General features: G+C 70.6%; 20 protein-coding genes. 9 read left to right on the forward strand and 11 right to left on the reverse strand.

Annotated elements, in window-relative coordinates:
• Positions 1–7 precede the first annotated feature (7 nt).
• Positions 8–1,690: a B12-binding domain-containing radical SAM protein gene (locus ACIBO1_RS23130; RefSeq protein WP_396749872.1), complete on the forward strand. Its 1,683-nt coding sequence runs from the start codon at positions 8–10 to the stop codon at positions 1,688–1,690.
• Entirely contained in the window at positions 1,687–2,730 is a 1,044-nt protein-coding gene (locus ACIBO1_RS23135; RefSeq protein ID WP_396749874.1) for a sulfotransferase family protein, read from the forward strand. The genes ACIBO1_RS23130 and ACIBO1_RS23135 overlap by 4 nt, the downstream gene beginning before the upstream one ends.
• 113 nt (positions 2,731–2,843) lie before the next feature.
• Here ACIBO1_RS23135 and ACIBO1_RS23140 read toward each other — a convergent pair whose 3' ends face one another.
• The 4 genes from ACIBO1_RS23140 to ACIBO1_RS23155 all read right to left on the reverse strand — a co-directional run bounded on the left by ACIBO1_RS23140 (position 2,844) and on the right by ACIBO1_RS23155 (position 8,335).
• A complete protein-coding gene (locus ACIBO1_RS23140) occupies positions 2,844–3,947 on the reverse strand; it encodes a hypothetical protein (RefSeq protein ID WP_396749876.1) in 1,104 nt (367 codons plus the stop codon).
• Positions 3,944–5,044, reverse strand: coding sequence for an Ldh family oxidoreductase (locus tag ACIBO1_RS23145; RefSeq protein ID WP_396749878.1), 1,101 nt, complete (start codon positions 5,042–5,044; stop codon positions 3,944–3,946). The genes ACIBO1_RS23140 and ACIBO1_RS23145 overlap by 4 nt, the downstream gene beginning before the upstream one ends.
• 111 nt (positions 5,045–5,155) lie before the next feature.
• On the reverse strand, positions 5,156–6,829 hold the full coding sequence (gene lysS, locus ACIBO1_RS23150; RefSeq protein ID WP_396749880.1) for a lysine--tRNA ligase: 1,674 nt from the start codon (positions 6,827–6,829) through the stop codon (positions 5,156–5,158).
• Between the two features lie 120 nt (positions 6,830–6,949).
• Positions 6,950–8,335 carry a condensation domain-containing protein gene (locus ACIBO1_RS23155; RefSeq protein ID WP_396749882.1) on the reverse strand — a complete coding sequence of 462 codons (1,386 nt, stop codon included), beginning with the start codon at positions 8,333–8,335 and terminating at the stop codon, positions 6,950–6,952.
• Positions 8,336–8,566: 231 nt separating this feature from the next.
• Between ACIBO1_RS23155 and ACIBO1_RS23160 the strand changes: the two genes are divergently transcribed.
• Positions 8,567–8,833 carry an acyl carrier protein gene (locus ACIBO1_RS23160; RefSeq protein ID WP_350699624.1) on the forward strand — a complete coding sequence of 89 codons (267 nt, stop codon included), beginning with the start codon at positions 8,567–8,569 and terminating at the stop codon, positions 8,831–8,833.
• Here ACIBO1_RS23160 and ACIBO1_RS23165 read toward each other — a convergent pair.
• Together ACIBO1_RS23165 and ACIBO1_RS23170 are read right to left on the reverse strand one after the other, a co-directional pair.
• Positions 8,812–10,632 carry an ABC transporter ATP-binding protein gene (locus ACIBO1_RS23165; RefSeq protein ID WP_396749884.1) on the reverse strand — a complete coding sequence of 607 codons (1,821 nt, stop codon included), beginning with the start codon at positions 10,630–10,632 and terminating at the stop codon, positions 8,812–8,814. The two genes, ACIBO1_RS23160 and ACIBO1_RS23165, sit on opposite strands and share 22 nt — an antisense overlap.
• Positions 10,629–12,503 carry an ABC transporter ATP-binding protein gene (locus ACIBO1_RS23170; RefSeq protein ID WP_396749886.1) on the reverse strand — a complete coding sequence of 625 codons (1,875 nt, stop codon included), beginning with the start codon at positions 12,501–12,503 and terminating at the stop codon, positions 10,629–10,631. Before ACIBO1_RS23170 ends, ACIBO1_RS23165 begins: the two co-directional genes overlap by 4 nt.
• A gap of 161 nt (positions 12,504–12,664) precedes the next feature.
• Between ACIBO1_RS23170 and ACIBO1_RS23175 the strand changes: the two genes are divergently transcribed.
• From ACIBO1_RS23175 to coaD, 3 genes are all read left to right on the forward strand, one after another.
• Positions 12,665–13,516, forward strand: coding sequence for an ATP-grasp domain-containing protein (locus tag ACIBO1_RS23175; protein ID WP_396749888.1), 852 nt, complete (start codon positions 12,665–12,667; stop codon positions 13,514–13,516).
• 127 nt (positions 13,517–13,643) lie between these two features.
• Positions 13,644–14,177 (forward strand): DUF6817 domain-containing protein, encoded by a 534-nt coding sequence (locus ACIBO1_RS23180; protein ID WP_396749890.1) that lies wholly within the window; start codon positions 13,644–13,646, stop codon positions 14,175–14,177.
• On the forward strand, positions 14,174–14,611 hold the full coding sequence (gene coaD / locus ACIBO1_RS23185; RefSeq protein ID WP_396749892.1) for a pantetheine-phosphate adenylyltransferase: 438 nt from the start codon (positions 14,174–14,176) through the stop codon (positions 14,609–14,611). Before ACIBO1_RS23180 ends, coaD begins: the two co-directional genes overlap by 4 nt.
• On the opposite strand, the gene ACIBO1_RS23190 is transcribed toward coaD, so the two are convergent.
• From ACIBO1_RS23190 to ACIBO1_RS23200, 3 genes are read right to left on the reverse strand one after another with little or no spacing between them, the layout of a single operon-like run.
• Positions 14,608–15,294, reverse strand: coding sequence for a GPP34 family phosphoprotein (locus ACIBO1_RS23190; RefSeq protein WP_396749894.1), 687 nt, complete (start codon positions 15,292–15,294; stop codon positions 14,608–14,610). The two genes, coaD and ACIBO1_RS23190, sit on opposite strands and share 4 nt — an antisense overlap.
• Positions 15,291–16,010, reverse strand: coding sequence for an ABC transporter permease (locus ACIBO1_RS23195; protein ID WP_350699615.1), 720 nt, complete (start codon positions 16,008–16,010; stop codon positions 15,291–15,293). The genes ACIBO1_RS23190 and ACIBO1_RS23195 overlap by 4 nt, the downstream gene beginning before the upstream one ends.
• A gap of 25 nt (positions 16,011–16,035) precedes the next feature.
• Positions 16,036–16,917 carry an ABC transporter ATP-binding protein gene (locus ACIBO1_RS23200; RefSeq protein ID WP_396749896.1) on the reverse strand — a complete coding sequence of 294 codons (882 nt, stop codon included), beginning with the start codon at positions 16,915–16,917 and terminating at the stop codon, positions 16,036–16,038.
• Between the two features lie 104 nt (positions 16,918–17,021).
• On the opposite strand from ACIBO1_RS23200, the gene ACIBO1_RS23205 reads away from it, so the two are divergent.
• Both ACIBO1_RS23205 and ACIBO1_RS23210 read left to right on the forward strand, forming a co-directional pair.
• Entirely contained in the window at positions 17,022–18,173 is a 1,152-nt protein-coding gene (locus tag ACIBO1_RS23205; protein WP_396749898.1) for a sensor histidine kinase, read from the forward strand.
• Positions 18,170–18,772 (forward strand): response regulator, encoded by a 603-nt coding sequence (locus ACIBO1_RS23210; RefSeq protein ID WP_396749900.1) that lies wholly within the window; start codon positions 18,170–18,172, stop codon positions 18,770–18,772. The genes ACIBO1_RS23205 and ACIBO1_RS23210 overlap by 4 nt, the downstream gene beginning before the upstream one ends.
• Before the next feature lie 83 nt (positions 18,773–18,855).
• On the opposite strand, the gene ACIBO1_RS23215 is transcribed toward ACIBO1_RS23210, so the two are convergent.
• Both ACIBO1_RS23215 and ACIBO1_RS23220 read right to left on the reverse strand, forming a co-directional pair.
• Positions 18,856–20,427 carry a protein kinase gene (locus ACIBO1_RS23215; RefSeq protein ID WP_396749901.1) on the reverse strand — a complete coding sequence of 524 codons (1,572 nt, stop codon included), beginning with the start codon at positions 20,425–20,427 and terminating at the stop codon, positions 18,856–18,858.
• Entirely contained in the window at positions 20,427–23,606 is a 3,180-nt protein-coding gene (locus ACIBO1_RS23220; protein ID WP_396749903.1) for a type I restriction endonuclease subunit R, read from the reverse strand. The genes ACIBO1_RS23215 and ACIBO1_RS23220 overlap by 1 nt, the downstream gene beginning before the upstream one ends.
• Positions 23,607–23,963: 357 nt before the next feature.
• On the opposite strand from ACIBO1_RS23220, the gene ACIBO1_RS23225 reads away from it, so the two are divergent.
• Positions 23,964–25,526, forward strand: coding sequence for an asparagine synthetase B family protein (locus tag ACIBO1_RS23225; protein WP_396749905.1), 1,563 nt, complete (start codon positions 23,964–23,966; stop codon positions 25,524–25,526).
• The last annotated feature ends 1 nt before the right edge of the window (position 25,527 follow it).

Genomic DNA, 25,527 nt, shown 5'->3' on the forward strand with positions numbered 1-25,527 from the left:
TCAAGTCATGCCTCGTGTCCTTTCCCTCGCTCCCGAGCTGTACGCCAACGCCACCGACTCCGTCGACCACCGCTACCAGGAACAGATGCGGGAGCAGGACAAGACGCCGGTACCCACCGACCCCACCCTGCCCCGGTTCACCCTGGTCGTCGGCCCGTCACCGTTCACCATGCCGCGTGGTTGGGAGTTCTTCCTGACGTCCCCCTACGAGGGGGCCTCCTACATCTCCACCGTCCTGCACAACGCCGGCTACCCGGTGCGCATCGTCGACGTCCGGTACACCCCGAACCCCCTCCAGGCCGCCTACGACCAGATCATCGGCCAGACCGACGTCCTGGGCATCTGCACCTTCGAGGACAACTTCCCGTTCTGCAACGAGCTGATGGCCATGGTCCGGGACAACGCACCCGAGATCCCCATCATCTGCGGGGGCTCGCTGGTCACCTCGGTGCCCAACCTGTTCATGGAGCACACCGCCTGCGACATCGCGGTGATCAGCGAGGGTGAGATCACCATCCTCGACCTGATGGAGAGCTACGCGGCCGGCCGCTGGGCACAGGACCTGCCGACCATCCGCGGCATCCTCTATCGCAGCCCGGAAGGCGTCGTGAAGCGCACCCCGCCGCGTGGACAGATGATGGACCTCGACGCGTTGCCCCGGATGCGCCTGGAACTGTGGCCGCAGGCGCAGAGCCCGATGGGCCTCCAGCCGCAGATCATCTCCTCCTACAGCCGTGGCTGCAAGATGGACTGCTCCTTCTGCTACCGGACCACCCCCCAGGTACGCGCCAAGTCACCCGAGAAGATGGACGCCGACCTGGCCTGGCTCAAGAGCCGCTACGGCATCGAGTTCAGCTTCTTCGTCGACCTCACGTTCAGCTCCCACCGCCGGCAGACCATCGAGATCTGCGACGTCATCAAGGACCACGACCTGCGCTGGACCTGCCTGACCCGGTGCGCCGACATGGACAAGCCCAGGATCGACGCGATGCGGGACGCGGGCGCCGACATCATCCTCTACGGCGTCGAGTCCCTCGGCTCCGAGGTGCTGCGCGAGGCCCGCAAGGGCAACTCGGAGAACATCACCGTCCGGGCCATGCGGACCACGTTCGACGGCGGCGTACGGTTCGGTGCCCTGCTCATCGTCGGCCTGCCCAACGAGAGCGAGGAGTCGCTCAACCACATGGTCGAGTTCGCCGAGACGTACAACCACGTGACCCGGGTCAAGTACCTCTCCGCGATGCCCGGCACCACCGTCTACCAGCAGGCGCTCCAGTCCGGCCTGATGCGCAGCGAACTGGACCACGTCAACTGGCTCTCCATCGAGCAGGCCCTGCACGAGGACGAGTTCCTCAACGTCAGCGGACTGTCCGAGCAGGCCTGCCGCGACGCCTACAAGCGCGTCTACGACGCCTACCAGCCCGGCCCGGTGATGGACTTCCAGCACTGGCCCGAGAACTTCACGCACTTCCACCCCAACCCCGACGACGGGCTGACCCGCTCCACCTCGTACGCCGGCTCGGGCTGGCGGGCGCAGGCCAGCTCCGCGGGCGCGCCGCTGGTGCCCGGCTCCGAGCGGTACACCCTGGACCAGGTGGCCTCGCCGGAGGTGGCCGCCGCCGGAAGCAGCCTGATGGCCTGCGGTGCGAAGAAGGTGACCGGAGGGCTGGTCACCGCCGGCGCGGCGTGACCACGGACGGCACCGGGCGGAGCGGGCGCACCCGGAGCCCGGTACTCATCATCGGCACCGAACGCTCCGGTTCGAACCTGCTCCGCCTGGTGCTGAACGCACACTCCCGCATCGCCGTCCCGCACCCGCCGCACTTCATGCGCTACCTGGCCCCGGTGGCCGACTGTTACGGCGATCTCACCGACGAGGGCAACCGGCGACGGCTCGTCCACGACGCCTGCCTCCTGCTCGACCGGCACATCTCCCCGTGGCCGCACCGCGTCGACCCCGACCTGGCGGTGGCCCGGGCGAGTCCCACCCTCTTCGGGGTGGTCGCCGAACTCTACGAGCAGTACCGCGAGGCGGAGGGAAAGGCCCGCTGGGGCTGCAAGAGCACCTTCATGGTCGACCACGTCGCCGACGTGCTGGCCGAGTATCCGGCGGCCCGGTTCGTCTGGCTGGTCCGCGACCCCCGGGACGTGGCCGCCTCCGCCCGCCGCGCGGTGTTCGGGCACTGCCACCCCTACCTCACCGGGCAGCTCTGGGCCCGGCAGCAGACCTCGGCCGCCGACGCGCTGGCCCGCCACGGCTCCGACACGGTCCACCTGCTGCGCTACGAGGACCTGGTGCGGCAGCCCCAGGACATGATCACGGAGCTCTGCGCCTGGCTGGGGGAGTCGCCGGAACCCGCGCTCTTCGCCCACGACCGCACCCCGACGGCCCGGGCCCTGGCCGGCCTCTCGGAGTCCTGGCGCAACGCCGGCCGACCGGTCACCGCCAGCAGCGTCGGCACCTGGCGCAGCCGCCTGGCCCCCGCCGAGGTCGGCCTGGTGGAGGCCGCCGCCGGGCCGATGATGGCCGAACTGGGCTACCCCGCCGACGCCGCCGGGGCCGCCGCACCACCCCACCCGGCCCTGCTGCGCCTGCGCGAGGGCGCCCTGCGGGCCGGCGTCGAGTACCGATCGCTGCGGCAGGACCGCAACGCCGTACGCCGGTGGCGGCGCGACGCGACCGTGCGCTGGATCCACACCCGTGCCCGCCTCACCCGCCTGGGCGTGTAAGGAAGGGTCCCCTGCTAACGCCTGGTGCATAGCAGGGGACCCTTCCTAACCCCAAGCCAGCACCGGCGACCGGCACCGGAACCGGCACCAGCAACCGGCACCGGCTACGCCGGTCAGCGTCGTCCGGCGTAGCCCGCCAGCACCTCCAGCAGCGCGTCGGCGTGCCGCTCGAAGGTGTACTCCCGCCGCCGGGCCAGCACGTCGGCACCGAGCCGGTCCAGTCGCGCCCGGTCGTGCAGCACGTCGGCCAGGTCGTCGTACCCGTCGAACAGGAAACCGATCCCCTCCTGCCGCACGATGCGCTCCATGGCCTCCTGGCCGCCGCGCTGCTGCGCCACCGGCAACCCGGCGGCCAGGTACGGCACCAGCCGGTTCGGCCGGTTCATCCGCTGGAAGCCCACCTCGTGGGTGCCCTGCGCCACCACGTGCATCAACCCGGCGTCGTACCGGGACCACTCGGCGACGAACCGCTCCGGCGGAATGTGGTCGTGCAGATGCACGTAACCGCTCTCGGCGAGCCGGGCGTACTCGGCGCGGGCGTGGGCGTTGTCCACACTCCAGATCGACTGGGCGTTCGGGCCGATGTACTTGCCGCCGTAGATGTGCACGTGGACCCGGCGGCGGCTCAACGCCGCACACAGCTCGCGGATGTCGGTACGGCCCCGGGTGCTGGACACCCCACCGGCCACCAGCAGATGCGGCTCTGAGTCGCGGGCGTGCAGCTTGCCGGTCAGCTCGTCGGTGAAGTACCGCGCCGGCAGGTAGTCCGGGTCCAGCAGGTGCGCCGATGCGTCGCTGACCCCGTACGCATCACGGAAGTAGTCCAGCGACTCCTGGTTGATGTAGATCTGCCCGGCGGTCTCGGTCAACGCCCGCCGCTCCAGGTCGGCCGACTCACAGAAGTGCTCCTTGTGGTGCCGCACCACCGGGCCCACCCCGGCATCGAGCAACTCGCCGAGCAACTGCAACGAACCGTCCCAGACGTTCTTCAGGCTGTAGACCACGTCCACGCGGTGCTCCGCCGCGATCCGGGTCAACTCCGCACCGGCCGGCCCCGCCGGCAGCCGGTACTGCGGCACACTCGACGGCAGCACGTCCGGAGTGGGCCGCTGCGCCGGTGCCGGCATCGTGACGTACGTCAACCGGTGCCCCCGCTCGGCCAACGTCAGGATCCGCTCCGGGTACCGGCCGAGTCGCCCGGCCACCAGGATGTTCACGCCGTTCCCTCCGTCGGGATCGACTCCGACCCGCCCGCACCCGACTCGCCCGGACCCGAGGCGTCGGCCGCCGCCGGTGCGTCGATGCCGAGACCGGCAGCCACCGTGCACAGTTCCCGCCACGTGGCGTCGGGCAGCACCACCCCGTCGGTCGACGCCCGGGCGCGCTGCTCCGGCTCACCCGGCACCAGCACCTCGCCGGAGTCCGGGTCGGCCGGCACCGCCTTGAGCCGCCGCACCGTCGCCTCGACGAAGTCGTGCAACCGTTCCGGTGGTCCGAACCGGGCCGGGTCGACGGCGAGCACGAACAGGCAACTCGACCGCTCGGCACCGGCGAACCGGTCACCGTCGCTGAGCCCGACGGCGAGCAGTTCGGCGATCACCGCGAGCGCGAAACCCTTGTGACCCCCGAACGGCAGCAGGTACCCGCCGGTGAAGAAGTCCTCCAGGCGGACACTCGGAGCGCCCTGCGCGTCCAGCACCCACCCCGGGGGCACGCTCTGCGCCCCGGCGGCCCGCGCGATCTGCAGCTTCCCGATGGAGACCATGCTGGTGGCGAAGTCCAGCACCACCGGGGGCTGGCCCGCCGCACGCGGGATGGCCCAGGTGAGCGGGTTGGTGGCCAGCGCGCCGTTCGTCCCACCGTGCGGCGCGACCTTCCACGGCCCCTGACCCTCTCCGCCGGTCAACAAGCCGATCAGGCCGGCATCGGCGATGCGCTCGGACCAGCCGCCCAGCCGCCCGGTGTGGTGCGCGTGCGACATCACCACCGCCGCCAGTCCGCTGTGGGCGGCCTTCTCCACCACCAGATCGACGGCGTACCGGGCGGCCAGGTGACCGAAGCCGCCCGCGCCGTCGACCACGGCGGTGGCGGGCGCGTCGTCGACGACGAAGGGCCGCGCGGTCGGCTTCAGCCGGCCCTGGGCGATGTCCCGCAGGTACGACGGCAGCTTGAGCACACCGTGCGAGCCGTGCCCGGCCAGGTCGGCGCCGATCAGCGAATCGGCGACGACCTCCGCGACGTCGTCCGGCGTGCCGGCCTGACCGAGCAGTGCGAGTACCAGTCGACGAAGGTCTGCGACGGCGATGAGGGCCATGGGCGTCCTGTCGGATGTCGGGTGTCGAGGCACAGCCTTCTTAACCCATCACCGGCCCACCCGGCAATCCATCCCCATGGATGAGCACGATCGACCCTAGTCGACCCCTGATCAGCCCCGACCGGCGGTCGCGTCGGCCTCCTGTGGGGTGAGCAGCGCCCGAACCTGGTCGGCACCGAGCGCCAGCAACAGGGTCGGCAGCCGAGGGCCGGTGTCGCGGTGCACCAGGAGCTGATACACGAGACTGAAGAACGCCCGCTGGGCGGCCCGCAGCTCGGGAGTGGGCGCGGTGTCCAGCGGAAGCCCGAGCTGCCGCTTCGGCACCCCGTAGACCAGGGTGGTCAGCCCGTCCAGCGTCCAGTCCTCCGTCAGCCCCTCGGCGAGCAGCCGCAACCCCTCACGCTGCACCGGGTCGAGGGAGGCCAGCAGCTCCCGGTCCGGCTCCGTCCGCACCTGCGTACGCTCCGCCGGCGCGACGTGCGTGGCGACCCAGTCCGCCGCGCGGTCGAGCCGGGGACGCACCTCGTCCAATGAACCCACCGGATCCTGCGGCGTCATGTCCCGCAGGATCCGCAGCGTCTGCTCCTCGGTGCCGGCGGTGATGTCGTACACCGACGCCAGGGTGCGGAAGGACATCGGCCGCGCGGTCTGCGGCAGCTCCACCTCGGCCGTACGCAGCGAGCGGTCCAGCACCACCGCGTCGACCTCCGACGCGGTGCCCGCCCGAATCCGCCCCACCAGGGCGTCCCACTCGTCGTAGAGCCGGCTCACCTCCTGGTCGAAGGCCACCGTGATGGACTGGTTCGGCCGACGCCGCACGTACAACCAGCGCACCAGGGCCGGTTCCAGGATCCGCAACGCGTCGTCCGGCGTCGGGGCGGCACCGGCGGAACCGCTGAGCTTGGCCGCCCCCTTGGTGCCGACGAACGAGTAGCCCCGATAGACCGGCGCCTTGCCGCCGTACACCCGGTCGACCACCTCGCCGCCGACGGTGTAACTGGAGCCGGGGGAGGAGTGGTCCACGCCGGCCGCCTCGAACAGGACCTGCTCGTACGCCCACCGCATCGGCCAGTCGACCTTCCAGACCAGCTTCCCCGGATCCTGCCGGTCCAGCCGGGCCTGGTCGGAGTGCCCGCAGGCGCAGGTGTAGCGGATCTGGGTGGTCTCGTCGTCGAAGGACACGATCGTGGTGTCGTCGCGCCGGCAGACCGCGCAGTAGACCTTGTACGGGTAGTAGGTGTCGTCGGCGGTCAGCCCCTCCTCGGACTCACCCTGGTCGACCTTGGTGCGGTATCTGCCCAGCACCGAGCCGATCAGCTCCCGAGCCCGCATGGCCGTGACGACCTGCTCGCGGTATCGGCCGCTGGTGTACATGGCGGTCTGCGAGATCTCGTCGACGACCACACCGAGCTGACGCAGCGCCGCCCGGAACGGGGCCTTGAAGTGCTCGGCCCAGTTCTCGTGCTCCCCGCACGGGTCCGGCACCCCGGTCAGCGGACGGCCGACGTACTCCGCGAAGGAGGGGTCGACCCCGGCCGGAACCTTGCGCAGCCGGTCGTAGTCGTCCCAGGAGAGCAGATGCCGGCTCGGCAACCCACGCCGCCCCAACTCGTCGGCGACGAAGTGCTGGACCATGATCTCGCGCAGGTTGCCCAGGTGGATCGGCCCGGATGGACTGATCCCCGAGGCGCAGACGAGCACCGGTGTCCCGGGTCGGCGCTCCCACTCCGCCACCACGTCGTCGGCCACTCGCGCCACCCAGTCGCCGGCATCAACCTCAGCCACCGAATTCCCCTCCAGCCGTGTCGGCCCACCACACTAGTGCCGGCACACCGCCGTTGTCCGGACGCCTCACGAACACGCTGAGTCGTCGGCGCGCCGGACCCGCCGTACGGCCGGACGTGGTCAGTGGGACCCGGAACGGCCGACGCCGACGACCTGACCCGCCTGCCGCATGTCGAGATCGCCGACCGCTGCGGCGACCAGCAGCGACTCGATTCCGGCCAGCATCCGCCGGGCGTCCTCGACTCCCACGTACGCGGTGTCCACCCGCAGCTGCAACGCGGCCGCACCCGGCGCGTCCGAGACACTGAGGAACACCGTCAGGTCCTGCTGGTCCCAGCCGGTCACGTACGCGATCCGGGTGTCGCGGCACAGCGCGGCGAGATCCTCGGCCAGCTCCTGCGGGTCGGACCGCACCTGCGGCAGCCCCGACCACCGCTGCTGCTCCCGGGCGTCGTTGAAGAAGACGCCGACCTGCGGCACGAACCCCCGGCGCGCCGCCACCCGCTGCCGCGCCTCGGCCAGCTCGGCGGTGTCGTGGTTGCCGTGCTGATAGGTCAGCAGGGCCTGCCGGTAGCAGCGGGTGACCAGATCGGCGAACGAACCCGTCCCGACGTCGACCCGGAACAGACCGTTCTGCACCACCGGGCCGATCATCGTCTGGAGTCGACGTTCCACCCGCCCACCGACGATCAGGGTGAGGAACACCGGATCCACGCCGGTGTGATGGGAGACCACCGCTGCCTGGGCGGCGAGCAGGACCGCGCTGGTGCTCACCCGTTGTCGGTCGGCGAGCAGCTCCGCGGCCACCGCGACGGCCGACGACTCGATGTCGACCTGCACGATCCGCGGCGTGTGCGGCGGATCGGACGACGGCGGCACGAGTGACTCGGGCACCTCACCGAGCAGGTCCTCGCGGAACCGCACCGCCCGCCGGCTGCGCCTGCGTCCCGGCTCGCTCGCCTCGTACGCGGCCTGATCCAGCGGCTGCCACCTCGACTCGACCGGCTCGACCGGCACACCCGCCAGAGCGTCGCGCAGCTCCGCCTTGAGCAGCGCCAACCCGCTCGCGTCGACGGCCGCGTGCGAGACGTTCAGCACCAGCGCGGCGGGTGTCTCGTCGGCCAGGACCAGGGCGAACCGCACCGGCCACTGCCGGGCCAGGTCGAACACCGTCGCGGTCATCGCCGCGACCAACTCCTTGGCGTCCGCTGTCACCCGGTCGGGCGCCGCCGACCAGACCGGCACCGTCAGGGTGCCGGACCCGTCCACCTCCTGCCGCAGACCCGTTGCGCCCATGACCAGCCGGGTGCGGAGCACGTCGACGCGCGCGACGGCCTCCTCCAGCGCACGCCGCACCCCGGCGACCGTGACACCCTGCGGAACCGGCACCATCTCGCGCATCGTGAAGCTCTGCGGCTGATCACCCAACCAGTCGATGACGTCCCAGATCTCCCGCTGCGCCCAGGTGGCCGCCGCCTGCGCCTGCCGTGCCTCTCGCACCGTCACCACGAGATCGTGGCCGGGCTTCCTCTCCATACCGGGATCCCCCGCTCCGGTCTGGGCGCCGGCACCACCTGTCCGGCGATGCCGCTTATGGCCGGAAGGTAGCCTATGAAGCCACTTCGGCCACTGTCAATATCGTCGGACGTCGCGGTGCCACACGGCACCTCCGGTCCATCGACGGCGGGCCATACTGGTTCCGCCCGCGATCGCGGGCGGCCCCGACTGGAGAGCGAGATGACTGAGCTGAGCCCCTCCGCCGCACCGACCGACACCGAACGCCGACTCGTCACCGAAGTGGTCGAACCCCTCCTCGGATTCACCCCCGACGAGATGAGCCAGGACCTCATCGCGCTGGGCGCCGACAGCATGCAACTGGTCCACATGCTCGCCCAGGCGGAGGACCTCTTCGACGTCGAACTCTCCGCCGTCGAGCTGATGGACAACGTCAGCGTCGCCGGGCTCGCCGCGCTCATCGACCGTCAGCTCGCCACCGGCGGCTGATCCTCACCGGACGGACCGTACGCGCGCGCCTGCATCAGGTACAGCTCCGCGTACAGCCCACCACTGGCCAGCAGATCGGCGTGTGACCCGGACTCGCGCACCGTGCCGTCCTGGAGCACCACGATCAGATCCACCATCTGCAGGGTGGAGAAGCGGTGGGAGACGAAGACGGTGATCCCGCCACGTCGCTGTGCCCGCTGGGCCGACTCGGCGTACCGGACGAAGATCGCATGCTCGGCGGCGGCGTCCAACGCCGCCGCCGGCTCGTCCAACGCCAACAGGAGCGGCTCGGTCCGCATCTGGGACCGGGCCAGACCCAACGACTGCCACTGACCACCCGACAGCTCCTGCCCGTCGGTGAAGCCGGTGCCCAGGTAGCCGTCCAGCCCACCTTCCACCGCGTCGACGACCCGCTGCGCCCCCGACGAGTCGATCGCCCGACGCACCGCCTCCTCGTCGTCGATCCGCTGCACCGCGCCGATCCCGACGTTCTCCCGCAGCGTCAACTCCAGCCGGGCGAAGTCCTGGAACATCGCCGACGTCCGTGACCGCCACTGCGCGGCGTCCACCTCGTCCAGTGGCACACCGTCGACGAGGATCCGGCCCTGCGTCGGCCGGTACAGGCCGTACAGCAGCTTCACCAGCGTGCTCTTGCCCGCACCGTTCTCACCGACGATCGCCACGGTCCTGCCCGCCGGCAACTCGAAGGTCACGTCCCGCAACACCGACCGGCTGGCCCCCGGATAGCGGAAACCCACCCCCTCGAACCGGATGCCCTCGCCGAGCCGGGTGGGTGCCGCCGACCCGGTCGACTCCGACGCGCCGTCCGGCACCGCACTGGCCGCCCGCAGCCACTCCAGCCGGCGTACCGTCGTGCCGAACCCCTGGAGCGTGCCGAGCAGCCCCAGACCGTTGGCGACCTGCAGACTCACCTGCACCGCAAGCGTCACCGCCAACACCACGTCGCCGACGCTGCCCCGACCGTCGGCGACGTCCCGGACCACCAGCCAGAGCGCCGCGCCGTAGCTGAGGGCGAAGAACGCCTGCCCGGCCGCACGGACCGCCGCCCCACTGGCCTGGGCCCGCCAGACCGTCGACGTCACCGCCGCCATCGTGGCCTGCTGACGACGCACCAGGTCCGGACCGGTGCCGAACAGCCGCAACTCCTTCACCGACAACGCCGAGGTGGCCACCTGCAACAGGTGCTGCGAGCGCCGGATCCCCTCCGCCGTCTCGTCCTTGGCCCGATCCACCAGCCGCTGCGCCCGCCGCGCCAACAGCACCGGCGGCACCGCCGCCAGCGGCAGCAGCGCCAACCAGGGATTCAACAACCCCAGCAGTACGGTGGTGACCACGAGCTGACCGACCACGCCCGCCAGTTGCAGCAGCCCCTCCACCGGGACCTGCATCGGCGAGATGTCGTCCCGCACCACCTGCAGTTCGTCGGCGAACCGGGAGTCGTCGAGCTGAGCCAGGTCCACGCTGCCGTTGGCCCGCTCGATCAGCTCGCCGTGCAGCTTCAACTCCATCAACTCGGCGAGCTCGAAGTACTGAAGATGCGCGAAGTGCGCCATCATCAGCTCGACGACCAGCACCACGGCCACCGCCGCCGCCAGCGTCACCGCCACGTCCGTCTGCGCCGCCAGCGCCGCGTCGACCAACCGACCGAGCAGCACCGCCACCATCGGCGAGGCCAGATAGCCCGCCGCGATCATGACGGCGGCCAGTCCGGCCCGCCGCCGGTCGGTCCGCAGCGCCAGCACCACCAGGAACCGGGCCGCCCGCCCCAACCCGCTCATCGGCCCGCCTCCGCGTCGGCGAACCGGTCGGCCTGCAGCCGGAACAACGTGGCGTAACCGCCCCCGGCGGCCACCAACTCGTCGTGGGTGCCCTGCTCCTGCACCACCCCGTCGGCCACCACCACGATGTGGTCGGCCCGACGGACCGTCGAGAACCGGTGCGAGATGACCACCGTCGTCAACCCCCGGCTGATCTCCAGGAAACGGTCGAAGAAGTCCACCTCGGCGCGGACGTCGAGTTGGCTCGTGGGCTCGTCCAGCACGATCATCGACGCCCCCGCGGCGACCTTGCGCATCGCCCTGGCCAACGCCACCCGCTGCCACTGCCCACCGGAGAGGTCCTGCCCACCGGCGTAGCGGCTCGACAGCGTCGTCCGCAGACCGGCGTCCAGCCCCTCGACCACCTCACGCGCCCCAGCCCGATCCAGCGCCGCCCACAGCGGCGACTCGTCGTCCGGGTCGGCACCCGCCGCCAGGTCGACGTTCTCCGCCGCGCTCAGCTCCAGCCGGACGAAGTCCTGGAACACCACCGCGATCCGGGACTGCCACTGCGTCACGTCGTACTCGCGCAGATCCCGCCCGTCCACCGTGATCCGGCCCGCCACCGGGTCGTACAACCGGGTCAACAACTTGACCAGCGTGGTCTTGCCGGCGCCGTTGAGCCCGACGATGGCCGTCGACCGGCCCGCCGGCAACGTCAGATCCAACCCCCGCAGGACCTCCGCACCCTGCGGGGCGTACCGGAACCGCACCTGCTCGAACCGCACCTCCCGCTCCGGGCGGTCGGCCGCCGGCTCACCGGTGACCGGTGCCGCCAGCGCCGCCCGCGACCGGGCCGACCGCGCGAAGTCGGTCATCGCCTCGTACGACTGGAGCCCGTACTGCGTCGGCACATCGCTCTCCGGGAAGTGCACCCCGAAGCGGATCGGGATCAGCGCCGCCTGCACCGCCAGCCCCAGTTCGAGCACGCTGAGCCGCCCACCGGCGGCGGCCTGCGCGATCAACACGAAGACGATCGCCGCCCCGACCAGGCCGACCGCCGCGTACCCGAGGAACGGACGCAGATTGATCCGCCGTCGGCCCGCCCAGAACTGCCGCAGGTAGTCCAGGTACTCCGAGCGGTGCCGCTCCCGGACCCAGCCGATCAGGCCGAACACCCGGATCTCCTTGGCGAACGCCGCCCCCGCCGCCATCGACCGCACGTAGGACGCGTGTCGCCAGGTCGGGAACAGACCCTTCAAGAACGCCCCGAACCGTCCCAGCGCCCCACGTTGACCGAAGCGCACCACGAGCGCCGTCACCCCGGCCACGGCCGCCGCCCACGGCGAGAGCGCCACCCAGAGCACCACCACCGCCCCCGCGAGTTGCCCGTACCGGGGCAGCAGCGCCAACGCACCCGCGGCGGCGTCACCCGGGGTCGGCATGGTCCGGCCGAACGCCTCCCGGGCCCGACTCAGCCGATCCAACTCCGTCGCGTCCTCCAACGCCGAGATCGGCGCGTCCACCAACGCCGAGGTCATCAGGCGGCGGGTGCACCAGGCGTCCACCCGCCAGGTCACCAGGTGCCCCAACGCCGTCTGCGCCGGTGCGAGCACCTGCTGGAGCAGGAAGGCCAGCGCGGCGAGACCCAACGCGAGCACCGTCGCGCTCCACGCCTGCTCGTCGCCCCCGATCGCCTCGGCGAGCCGCTGCACCATCACGCTCGTGGCCACGATGAACCCGATCGGCAGCAGACCGAGCAGGACGTTCACCACGAGGGCCGCGCCCAGCGTCGGCACGCCCGCATGCGGGAGAAGACGGGCGATGGACAGCCAGCGGTCCAATCGGGAACGGGCACCGCGCCACACCGCCGAGAACCGTGCCATCCGCATCCGAACCTCCGCAGGCGTCGATCGTCGGCCGATCATATCGACGGTCGTATCGATGTGTCGGTGTCGGCTTTGCCTCGCCGTACGCCGCCCTGGTCACCGGTCGAACGCCGGGGATCGTCGACGGGGGAGGGCCGGCAGCTCTTGTGGGGCAGGATGTGTGCGTGATCCTGACGGTCCCCGCGAATCCGATGCGCCCACGCCAACCCGACGACCACTTCACGGCGGAGGCGCAGGCGGCACGTGCCCTCGGATTCACGGTGGCGGTGGTCGACCACGACGCGTTGGCCGGAGGCGGGGACGCGCGCCGCGCGGTCGCCCCGGTCCAGGGCCCCGGCACGGCCGTGTACCGGGGCTGGATGCTGCGCAGCGAGCAGTACGCCACGTTCGTCGAGGCGCTCGCCGAGCGCGGCGTGGTGCTGCGGACCGACGGTGCGCAGTACCGGCGGGCGCACGAACTGCCCGGCTGGTATGCCGCACTCGCTCCGGTCACCCCGCCCTCGGTGTGGACCACGGGCGCGGAGCGTGCCGACTTCGACCGCGCCCGTGCCGCACTGGGCGCGGGACCGGCGGTACTGCGCGACTACAGCAAGTCGATGAAGCACCACTGGGACGAGGCCGCGTACATTCCCGACCTCGCCGACGGCGCGGCGGCGTGGCGCGTCGCGCGCCGGTTCCTGGAGTTGCGCGAGGACGACTTCGTGGGCGGATTCGTGCTGCGGCGCTTCGAACACTTCACCTCCGCCGAGGTCCGCACCTGGTGGGTCGACGGCGAGTGCGTCCTGATCGGACCGCACCCCGACAGCCCGGACGCTGCCGCGACGGCCGAGGTCGACCTGGCATCGGTCGCACCACTGATCGCCGGGCTCGGCCTACCCTTCGTCACCGTGGACCTCGCGCTGCGCGCCGACGGCGTGTGGCGGGTCGTCGAACTCGGCGACGGCCAGGTCAGCGACCGACCCTCCACCGTCGCACCGCAGGGGCTGATCGCGGCCCTGTTCACCCGGGACCGGTGACCGGCGGTACGCGCCGACAGGTGCGACAGCCGACCGTACGTCGACAGCGGACGCCTGCTATCCCGCTGTGACGTATTGCCCACGTCCAAGGCCGACGGATTCGACAGCCGACATCTACGGTTGGGCCATGCGCACCGATGGCGGCGTGCGGGACTGGCTCCGTGAGCACGGCGCGGAGCGGATCGCTCATCCCGGCGGCACCCTGTACGCCCACCTGTGCCGAGTGGGTGAACGACTCGCCGCCCTCGGCTGCGGCAGTGACGTGGCGACCGCCGGCCTCACCCATGCCGTCTACGGCACCGACGGGTTCGATCTCACTCTGCTCGATCTGGCCGATCGCCCGGTGCTGCGCGACCTCGTCGGTGCCGACGCTGAGGAGATCGTCTACCTGTACTGCGCCTGCGACCGCAAGCGCACCTGGCCGAAGCTGGCAGAGACCGGCCAGGTGTTCGACCGCTTCACCGGGCAGGTGCTGACGCCGGACGCGGCGCGCCTCCGGGCGCTGGTGGACCTGAGCGTCGTCAACGAACTGGACGTCGTCGAGCGCGATCCTGCGGTGGCGGATAGGTACGGCTCCTATTTCCGGGACCTGTTCGCCTCCTGGGTGCCTCTCGCCTCGGCGCCGGTCGTCAGCGACGTGCAGCGGGTCCTGCGTCCGTGACGAACGCGCCGTCGACCGTACGCGTGCGAGCCCTCTATCCCGGCAGCTTCGACCCCTTCACTCCGGGGCACATGAACGTGGTGAGCCGGGCACGTGACCTCTTCGACGAGGTGGTCGTGCTCGTCGCCGTCAACAGTGTCAAGCATCCGGACACCGACGAGGTGCAGCGCGCCGCCGCCGTGAGGGCCGCACTGCCGGTCGAGTGGACCTCCGTGACCGTGGCGGCCTGGAGCGGCCTCACCTCCACGTACTGCCGCGACCACGGGATCGGGGTGATCCTCCGGGGCGTACGCAACACCAGCGACCTGCAGGCCGAGTGCCGGCTCGCGGCGATGAACCAGTCGTTGGGCGTACCCACCGTGTTCCTGCCCGCCCAGCCCGACCTGGCTGCGGTCTCCTCGACCGCGCTGCGCACGCTCGGCGGCCGGGGCTAGCTTCGGGGAAGAACGGTGATGGCCGCGACGGCACTGTTGACGACGGTGGCCGTCACGGTGCGGGTCACGGCCTCCGCTGCGGCGGTGGCGCCCCAGTCGCCCTGTTCGAGGTCCTTCGCGCGCTTGATCACCGGCGACGTCCACGGGATCTCGTGATCGAACTGGGGGAGCGTTCCACTGGCGGAGAGCAGTGCCGCGAGCGCGGCGACCCGGACCGGCGGCTCCGCACCTTCCACGAGGACCTCACGGACCTCGGCCAGCAGGCGTGCCCGCCGGTCGGTGTCGCCGTCCCGCAGGGTCGTGGAGCGGAACAGACCGAGCACGGTGCGCGCTTCCTCGCGGATGTCGCCACGTCGGACGAGTCGGTCCAGCACCGGCTGGCGCAGGCCGGGGCCGATCGCCGCCAGGACGGTCTGCGCGCTGCGGGGCTTCTCCGAGACGTAGTCCCAGGTCGAGCGCAGGAGGTCGTCGGAGGGTACGTGGTCCGCGACGCCGCCGATCCGTCCCTTCGCCGTGGTCGCCAGGTGACCGCCGAGCGCGAGGTCGGCGAAGACGGCCCCGGCGAGTACGTAGAAGAGGGTGTTCTCTCCGGCGATGGTGCCGGACCGGGGCTGGAACAGGAGCAGGAGGAGATCCTCGGCCAGGGTCGGCGGGTCCGAGGGCTTCCAGGTGTCGGCGGTCATCGGCGGGGCTCCCAGCGGAAGAGTCGGGTGGCGAGGGCGACGGCGACGGCGACCCAGCCCAGCGTGGGCGCCAGCAGGAGCAGGGAGTCGGCCACGGCGACGCCGCCGTTCCACGCGTTCATGGTCAGCTCGGTGGCCGCGCCGCCGGGCAGCAGCCGCTTGAGCCAGGCGAGGTCCGCCGTGCCGGTGATGCCCACCCAGCTTGCCACGGCGATCACGCCGAGCGTGACGGGAAGCGTGGTGACCTGGGCGTGCTCGGGGGAGTTCGTCAGTCCTGCGGTGGCCAGCGCCAGGCCGACCATCATGGCGAGGGTGGCGATGGTCGCCACCACGAGCAGGAGGACGTCGGAGGGCTGACCGGCGACGACGGCCAGGGCGATGAGGATGGCGGTCACCTGCACCACGGCGAGGACGACGACGGGAAGCAACAGACCGGCGAGGATGCCGGTGTCGCTCTCGGCGGTGGAGCGCAACCGCTTGAGGAAGAGGTTCTGCCGCCGCGAGGCGAGGGTGGTGACGGCGGTGGCGTAGAGCCCGAACGCGGCCACGGTGAACATCACGATCGCCGCGATGTAGCCGAGGCTGCCGATGGCCGCGAAGGTCTCGTGCTGGCGGACGAAGAACACGCAGACCGCGACGGGGACGATGAGGCTGGTGATCAGGACCAGCCGGTTGCGGAAGATCTGGATCAGCTCGCTGGACGCGATGGACAACACGGTGACACTCCTGTCTAAGGTGCGGTCAGTTACCGAGGGCGCGGAACACGTCGTCGAGCCGGGTCGGTCCGGCTGTGAGGTCCCGCAGCTCCACGGCCTGGTCCTCGGCCCACCGCAGCAGCAGGTGCAGGTCCTTCTGGAGGGCGAAGGTCTCGGCCACGGCCGTGCCGTCGGCGTCGACGACCGCCGGCAGCGGCAGCGCCGGCACCGCCGTGGGCAGGGTGAAGCGGATGACCGCCGGCAGGGTACGGGTCAGCTCCGTGACGCTGCCCTCGCGGTGCAGACGGCCCTGGTGCATCAACCCGATCCGGTCGGCGCGCTGCTGCGCCTCCTCCAGGTAGTGCGTGGTGAGCACGATGGTGGCACCGTTCTCCCGCATCCGGTCCACTGTCGCCCAGACGTCGTCGCGGGACTGGATGTCCAGGCCGGTCGTCGGCTCGTCCAGGAACATCAGCTCGGGGGTGCCGTAGGCGGCGGTGGCGAAGTCGAGCCGCCGCTTCTCACCGCCGGAGAGCTGCGACACCCGCCGGCCGGCCCGGCCGGTGAGGTCCACCAGGTCGAGTACCCGGTCGACATCGTCCGTGCGCCGGGTGAGCCGGCCGACCAGACCGACGGACTCGCGAACCGTGAGGTCCGGGGAGAATCCGCTCTCCTGGAGCATCACGCCCATCCGGGGACGTACCGTGCGGCGGTCCTGCGGGCTGTGCCCGAAGACCCGCACCGTGCCGGAGGTCGGCTTCCGGTGCCCCTCGACGACCTCCAGGGTCGAGGTCTTCCCGGCCCCGTTGGTGCCGAGCAGTGCGTACAGTTCGCCGCGCCGGACCTGGAAGGAGAGGTCCCGTACGGCGTGGAAGTCGCCGTAGGTGAGGTTGAGGCGTTCGACGTCGATGACTGGGGTGCTGGACATGCATCCATGACAGCGCGGATCGTCGGCACCCGTCAGTGCGCGCACGTCATGACCGGATGTGACGTGGTGTCACTGGTCGGGACCGGTCACTGCCGGATACTGGGATGGTGACTGCAAGATCGGCGCGCTTCACCGAGTCGACGCGGGGACGGCTGCGTCGGATCAACCTCATCACCTCGCTCCCGCCGGTGGTGTTCGCCGCGCTGCTCCTGCTGTACCTCGACTCGCGTACCTGGTGGCACGCTCTCGTGCTGGCCCCGGGGGTGGTGGCGGCCCTGGTCGCCTTCGAGCGGTGGACCGCAGACGACCTCGCGCGGGTCGCCCTGCCCTGCCTGATCGTCGCGGCAGCGGTGTGGCCGCTCGGTGCGCTGGTCACCGGCAGCCCGAACGCCTGGTGGGGGGTCTGCGCCGTGGGCTCCCTCGCCCTGCGCGAGGTGCGACGGCGCGTCCTGGCGGCGGTCGCGTTGTTGGCCTACGTCGCCGCCGTCGGTGCGACACGACTCCTGGTGGAGCGGGACGACGTACGCCAGGTCCTGGTCGCCTACGTCCTCGTCCCGGCCGCCCTCACCGTCGTGGTGACGCTGATGACGGTGGTGGGGGAGCGGTTCTACGACCTGATCCGGGAACTCGAACAGACCCGGGAACGCGAGGCGGAGTTGGCGGTCGTACGGGAACGGTTCCGTTTCGCCAGCGACCTGCACGACATCCAGGGCCACACCCTGCACGTGGTCAAGCTGAAGATCGCGTTGGCGCAGAAGCTGATGGTCCGCGACACCGCGCGGGCGGAGAAGGAACTGCGGGAGACGTACGCGCTGGTCAGCGACACCATCGCGCAGACCAAGGAACTCGCCCACGCGTCTCGGCGGCTCAACCTCACCGCAGAGATCGAGAACGCGAAGAACCTCTTCGAGGCCGCCGGCATCCGGGTCCGGGTGACCCGGGAGGGGGAGGTCGACTCCCGGGTCGGTGAGCTGCTCGGCCAGGTGTTGCGCGAGACGACCACCAACATCCTGCGGCACGCGCAGGCGACCCAGGTCCAGATCACCCTCTCCGAGTCGGGCATCACCATCGTCAACGACGGCGTGACCGGGGACGGACCCGTTGAACTCAGCGGGCTGTCCGTTCTCGGCAAGCGGGTGGCCGACGACGGAGGCGAGTTGACCGTGCACCAGCGACAGGGGCGGTTCCGGACCGCCGCGACGTTTCCGCCGGTTCCCGCCGGCACCCCCTCGACCGTGGGCAGGGACGAGCGATGACCACCATCGTGCTCGCCGACGACGAGGTGCTGCTGCGGTCGGCCCTGGCCGCACTGCTTCCCCTGGAAGGGGACATCACCGTCCTGGCCGAGGCGCACGACGGCCAGTCCGCCGTCGAGGCCACCCTGCGGCACCGGCCGGACGTTCTCGTCATCGACCTGGAGATGCCCGGCGTGGACGGCCTCGGCGCGGTCGCGCAGATCCGGCGTACGCTTCCGGACCAGGTGGTCCTCATGCTGACCCGGCACGCCCGTCCCGGCGTGCTGCGCAAGGCGCTGCGGCTCGGCGTCCAGGGCTTCGTCAGCAAGTCCGCCGAGCCGGCCCACATCACCTCGGTCGTGGCCACCCTGCACGCGGGCAAACGCTGGATCGACCCGGACGTGTCCGCGCTGGCCATCACCGAGGACTGCCCGCTCACCGAACGGGAGGCCGACGTGCTGCGGGTCACCGGCGAGGGTTACTCGGTCGCCGACATCGCCGTCCGACTGCACCTCGCGCCCGGAACCGTCCGCAACTACCTCTCCAACGCGATGCGCAAGACGCAGACCCGGACCCGTCACGAGGCGGCCCGGTACGCCCGCGAACACGACTGGCTCTGAGCGGTAGGGCCGCCGCACGCATGAAAGGAAGGGACCCCTGCTAACGCCTCGTGTATAGCAGGGGTCCCTTCCTAACATCCGGGTCAATGGGTGAGTCGGAGCCGGGCGAGGACTTCGGCGACTTCCTGGGTCTCCTCGTGCTGCGGGCCGTAGACGACGCAGAGGTCATCGTGCAGCGGCCGCAGTTCGTCGACGGCCTCCGCCGCCTTACCTTCGGAGAGCAACAACATGCCGATGTTGCGGCGTAGTTCGAGAGCGGTGGGGGAGGCGTCGCCGGAGGCGGCGCGTACGTGGGTCAGTACCTGCCGGAACTGGCGCAGTGCGGTGGTGGCCTGGCCGAGTTCGGCCCGGCAGTGGGCTGCCTGGCGAAGGCACTCCAGGGCGTCCTCGTTGGTGGGACCGGCGGTCCGGGCGTAGGCGGCCGCGAGGGCGTCGAACTCGGGTAGCGCCCGTCGGAAGTCTCCGCCGATGACGAGGATGGCGGCTCGCCGGGAGCGCAGCGCCAGTACCCGGGGACTCTCGGCGCCGAGGGCGGCGCTGGCGGGGCTGATGACCTGTTCGAGCACCTCGGCCGCCTGGGTGAAGCGTTCGTCGTCCAACAGGTCGTCCGACTGGGTGACCGCTGCTCTGATCGCGTCCCGCACGTCGGTCCGGAGGATCGCCGCCGGGTCGGCGGCCGGCATCTCACTACGCGGTGTCGGCACCACGGGCGCGGGCTCAGGCCGACGACGCGGCATGTTGGGTCGCCGGTACACCAGCGTCGGATCAGGCATGGTGTGGCGTGTCGGGTCCGAGACGGCGGGTGCCGACCCGGGCAGGGGCAGGAAGGGCAGCAGCCGCTCGTAGACGTCGTAGGCCTCTGCGGGACGGTCCTCGGGAGCCTTCGCCAGCAGTTCGAGGACCAGTTCCTCGATCGCTGCGGGAACGTCGGAGCGGAGCGTACGCAGGGGCGGAGGCGGCTCGGTGACGTGCTGACGCCACAGTTCGAAGTCGCTGCTGCCGACGAAGACCCGGTGCCCGGTGAGGAGCTCGTGCAGGACACAGCCGAGGGCGTACAGGTCGCTCTGTGGCGTGATCTGCACACCCTGGATCTGCTCGGGCGACATGTAGTGATGCGTGCCGATGGTGCTGCCGGTCGCGGTGAGCCGGGTGACGTCGGTACGCAGGATGGCGGCGATGCCGAAGTCGAGGAGTTTGACCGCCCCGTCTGCGGTGACCAGGACGTTGTCGGGCTTGAGATCACGGTGCACGACAGGGATGGCGTGGGCGTGGGACAGGACGGTGCAGATCTGCGCGGCGATCGCGGCGGCCCAGGTGGCCGGTAGCGGCTGCTGCGGGTCGATGAAGGCTCGCAGGGCAGTGCCCCGGACGAACTCCATCACCAGGTAGAGCCGGTCGTAGGAGCGGTCGAGCACCGCGTCGTACACCTGGGGCACGCCGTGGTGCTGGATGCGTGCGGTCACGCGGGCCTCGCGGCGGAACCGCTTGGCCAGCTCATCGGCCTGTTCCGGGCTGTGTACGGCGTCGGGGCGGATGAGTTTGATGGCGACCTCACGGTCGAGGACGCTGTCGTAGCCGCGCCAGACCTGCCCCATCCCGCCGGCGCCGATCTCCTCGACCCGCTCGTACCGGCCGGCGATCGGCTCTGCCCGCATCAGGCGGCCTCGTCGTCGACGACTCCCTCCTGGCGGCGGATCAGCCGCCAGGCGGCGCTGCGGGCGCTGCGGTTGAGCGAACTACGGAAGTCGGACTGCGGCCCGTGGTAGCGGCGGCCGAGGTCGGCGGCGCTCTCGAAGTGGTCCATCATCTTCTCCTCGAAGACCGGGATGAAGACGTGGCCGAAGTTCTCCTCGTCGTTGGCGACGGCGGCCTGGCGGACCTTCGGCTCGGCCATCGCCTCGTTCAGCGGCTTGACCACGTCCTCGTCGGTGAAGCTGGTGCCGAACCGCTCGTTGAACCGCTCGATGAGCGCCGAGAGCAGGTTCTTCTCCGGCTCAGTGGCCCCGCCGGAGCCGTCGCCGAAGCCCTCCATCTCGGCCGCGCCCTCCGGGGCGAGGCTGATGTCGTGCTGGCCGGTCTGCTCCACCCGCAGGTGGCTGAGGTCGACCTCACCGATGTCGACGCCACCGTCGCCACGTCGGGGCAACCGGTTGAGCAGATGGCGGCCATAGAGGTAGAGCCGTTCCAGCTCCGTGTCTCTGTACGGCACGATCTGGGAGAGGAAGCCGTACTTGCGGACGTAGTCGGTGAGGTCGGCGCGGAACTCCTCGGCCGCCTCACCATCGGCCTCGTCCTCCCCGTGGAGCAGCTCGTCGAAGCGGTCCACGGTGGGCTGGAGGTGCCGATAGAGCTCGGCGTGCAGCTTCTCCCACTTCGCCGCGTTTCCGGCGGCCTGCTCCTCGGCCGCCAGGTACGCCTCCACGAACGCCTGCATCTCCGCCTCGACCAGCAACCGCGCGGACATCACCCGACTCTGCGCCGTGTAAAGCAGGTTCGGGTCCGAGGGCAGCGTCTCCGCCTCCTCGAAGTACGGCCGGAACGCCTCCTTGACATCTTCGGCGTCGTTGCAGAAGTCCAGCACCGCCAGGTCACCCTGACTCTTGCGGTCGGCGGTCCGGTTGAGTCGGGACAACGTCTGCACGGCCGAGACACCGGTGAGCTTCTTGTTGACGTACATGGTGGTGAGCAGCGGCTGGTCGAAGCCGGTCTGGTACTTCTCCGCGACCACCAGGATGCGGTATTCGCGCCGGCCGGCGGCGGTGCCGGCGCGGCCGGTCCGGTCGTCGGCCCGGGTGTAGGCGAACGCCTTCGGCAGGTTGCTCTCCGCCAGCCCGCCGTTCTCCTTCGACTCGGTGACCTCCTCACCCTCGTAGCTGAGCGTGCCGGAGAACGCGACCAGCACCCCCGGGTCGGGGTAGTCACGGTCGGCGAGGTACCGCTTGATCGCCCGGGACATCTGCACGGCACTCTGCCGGGAAGCGGTGACGACCATCGCCTTCGCCCGACCGCCGAGCCGCCTGGCGGTGTGCGCGCGGAAGTGTTCGACGATGATCTGTGCGTGCTGGGCCACGGTGGAGCTGTGGGTCAGCGCGTACCGGGAGAGCTCCTTGTTCGCCTTGGACGAGTCGACCTCCTTCTCGTCCGGGTTCTCGTTGACCAGCTTCCAGTACGTGTCATAGGTGACGTAGTTGCGCAGCGGGTCGAGGATGAAGCCCTCCTCGATCGCCTGCCGCATCGAGTAGGTGTGGAACGGGTGGTACTTGCCGTCGGAGCCGAGCGTGCCGAAAAGCTCCAGGGTCTTGGCCTTCGGCGTGGCGGTGAAGGCGAAGTAGGAGAGGTTGGCGCTGCGCTGCCGCTTGCGGACGCTCGCCGCCAGCTTCTCCTCGGCGGTCCGTGGCCCGGCGGCGCTGGTCGCGCCGGCCTCGTCGGAGTCGGCGTCCAGGCCGAGGTCCCGCAGCACCCGCCGCACGTCGGTGGCGGCTTCGCCGGCCTGCGAGGAGTGCGCCTCGTCCACGACGATCGCGAACCGGCTACCGCGGATCTCCGTGGGGTTGCGTTGGAGGTAGTCCTTGAGAGCCGGCCAGGTCGCCAGCGTGACCGTGACGATCTTGCCGGTCTCCTGCGAGAGCGCCTTGGCGAGCTGCTCCGACTTCGCGCCGTGCCTCTCGTCGATCTTCACGACCAGTCCGGCGGTCTGTTCGAAGCTCCCCACCGTGTCCCGCAGTTGGGAGTCCAGGTTCCGCCGGTCGGTGATGATGAGGACCTTGTCGAAGACCGGGGTGCCCGGCGTGACACCGGCGGCGAGCGCGTCCGGGTCGAGCGCCGCCGGATCGTTCGGGGTGTGCAGCGACGACAACCGGTGCGCGAGCCAGGCGATGGTGTTCGACTTGCCCGAGCCGGCCGAGGCCATCACCAGATAGTGGTGCCCGGCGCCATGCCGGGCCGCGTGCGCGGTGAGCCGCTTCACCGCGTGCCACTGGTGGTAGCGCGGAAAGATCAGCGTCTTTCGGGTACGACCGTCCGCGCCCTTCTCCTGGTGCAGGTGCACGAAGCGTTCCAGCAGGTCGAGCCAGTTGTCCCGCTGCCAGATCTCGTCCCACAGATAGGAGGTGGCGTACCTGCCGTATCCGTCGGCCGGCGGGTTGCCCTCCCCACCGGGGCGTCCCGGGCCCTCGCTGCCGGTGTTGAACGGCAGGAACCAGGTCTTCGCACCCCGCAGGTGGGTGGTGACGAAGACCAGGTCCGGGTCGACGGCGAAGTTCGCCACCACTCGGCGGGAGAAGATCAGCTCGGTCGGGTCGCGATCGGTGCGGTACTGCTCCTTGGCGTGCTCGACCCCGGAGCCGGTGAGCGGGTTCTTCAGCTCGGCGGTGGCCACCGGGATGCCGTTGAGGAACAGCGTCAGGTCGAGCCGATGGCCCCGGTCGGCCTGTTTGGTCGCGTACGCCAACTCGCGGACCACGGTGAGCCGGTTGCGCCGGTAGTCGGCCAGGATCGCCTCCGACTCCACGAACGACGGCTTGAAGTACGCGAGCCGGATGCGTACCCCGTGGTCCTTGACGCCCTTGCGGAGCACGTCCAGCAGACCGGTGTCGGCGATCGCCTGGTCGAGCCGCTTGGTGAAGCCGCGCTGGGCGGCGTCCCGGTCCCCGCCGTAGTAGGTGACCAGGTCCTCCCATTCGTCGGGCTGGGTCGCGCCGATGAACATGAACAGCTGCGCGGTGTCGAGACCGAGCTCGGGACGGTAGTCGGCCGGGTCGCCCTCCAGCCAGCCGTCGCCCAGCAGGGCCGCGAGGATCGCGTCGCCGAACGCCGACTCGTGATGTACCGCCATCTCGCCACCCCCACCACCGGATCCGGGCGCTCTCCCTGATCCATTCGTCGGAGCCTACTGAGAAGCGGGCGTACCGCACAGTCATCCGGCGACGACGGCGCGGCACATCGCCACGCGGCTCTTTGTGTTGTCCCCGCCGGCCGGGACGGGCGATGGGGCCGCCTTCGAAAGAATCGACCCGACTTGTCTGTCGGAAACCCGGTTGTGGCGTTGTCGACGACGTCACGTCCGGTACCGTGCTGCTCACCGCAGGAGGCTGGCGCTCACCGGGGCGTGTCGGTCCCCGCCGACAACCGCGCTGCGCTGACCAGGAGCGCCATGCGTGGACGTCCAGAGCCACGCCGAGGAGTCGGTGAGATGTGTGGCATCGCTGCTTCATACCCGGTCGACGACGCTTTCATCACCGCGGCGCTGCGTGCCCAGGCGACACGCGGACCGGACCAGACCGCCAGCGTCGATCTCGGGTTCTGTGCGCTGAGCGTGAACCGGCTGGCGATCAGCGGACTTGACGACGGCCACCAGCCCCTCAGTTCCGCTGACGGGTCCGTCGTCGTGGTCTTCAACGGGGCCATCTACAACGCCGACCGACTGATCGAGCGGCACGGTCTCACCCCGCGCAGTGGCAACGACGGCGAGATCATCCACTTCCTCTATCAGCGGTACGGTCTGCGCTTCGCCGACCATCTCGAAGGAATGTTCGCGATCTGCCTGGCGGATCTGCGGCGCCGGGAACTCGTGGTGGCCGTGGACCAGGTCGGCATCAAACCGCTGTACTGGTGCGACACGTCGCGGGGCCGGTACGTGGCGAGCACCGTCGCGGCGTTCCCGCCCGAGCTGCGCCGACAGGTCCGGCGGGTGCCACCCGGCACGGTGTGGAGCACCTCCGGCGAAGGGCGACGAATCGTCCATGAGTACGCCCTCCGAGGGACCCTGGGTGACCTGCTGACAGCCTCGGTCGCCGAGCAGATCCCCGGTGAGGTCCGGTGGGGGTGCATGCTCAGCGGCGGAGTGGACAGTTCACTGATCGCCCGCCTCGCGACCGAGTCCGTCGGGGCAGGTGCGGTCGAGACCTTCACCTGCGGCACCGGATCCAGCACCGATCTGACGGCAGCGCGGCAGGTCGCGGAGATGCTCGGCACCAAACACCACGAGGTCATCGTCGACCCCGACGAACTGCCGGAGATCGTCGACCGGGTGGTCGAGGCCACCGGATCCTTCGAGCGGTGGACGGTCATGGCGGGGGTCGGGACCTACCTCACCGCGCGTGCCGCCCGTCAGGAGGGGACGAAGGTGCTGCTCTCCGGCGAGGGCGCCGACGAACTGTTCGGCGGGTACGACGAGTTCCAGGACGTGCCGACGCCCTACCTCGACTCGATGCTGTTGCAGTACCAGGCGGATCTGGGCGTGTCGGAGTGCCTGCGGCTGGACCGCTGCACCATGGCGCACGGCGTCGAGGTGCGGGTGCCGTTCCTGTGCACCCCGGTCATGCGGCACGCGCGGGAGCTTCCGGTCGCCGACAAGATCCGCACCGTGAACGGCGTACCGGTACGCAAGTGGGCGCTGCGCGAGTTCGCGCGGACGCTGTTGCCGGCGCACGTGGCCAACCGGCGCAAGGAGGAGTTCACCAACGGTTCCGGGTTGACCGCCGAGTTGCGCCGGATAGCGGAGGCGATGTTCCCCCCGGCCCGGGTTGCCGAAATCGTGGCAGCCCACCCGTCTTTTCCGATCGACGACCCGTTCTCCGCCTGGTTCTTCACCCGATGGTGGGAAGCCGACGGGAACAGCCTCGGCGACAATTGGCAGTCCATGGTGGACCGAGGGCTGTTCCGTCAGCAATGGTCGGTCTACCACCAGCCGAACGGCCGTGACTTCGCGCTGTACCGCTCGGCTCCCGCCTCTCGGAAAGGTAACGCGGAATAAC

Origin of the sequence: Micromonospora sp. NPDC049903 (genome assembly GCF_044460945.1) — a bacterium.
In the GTDB taxonomy this organism is placed as follows: Bacteria; Actinomycetota; Actinomycetes; order Mycobacteriales; family Micromonosporaceae; genus Micromonospora.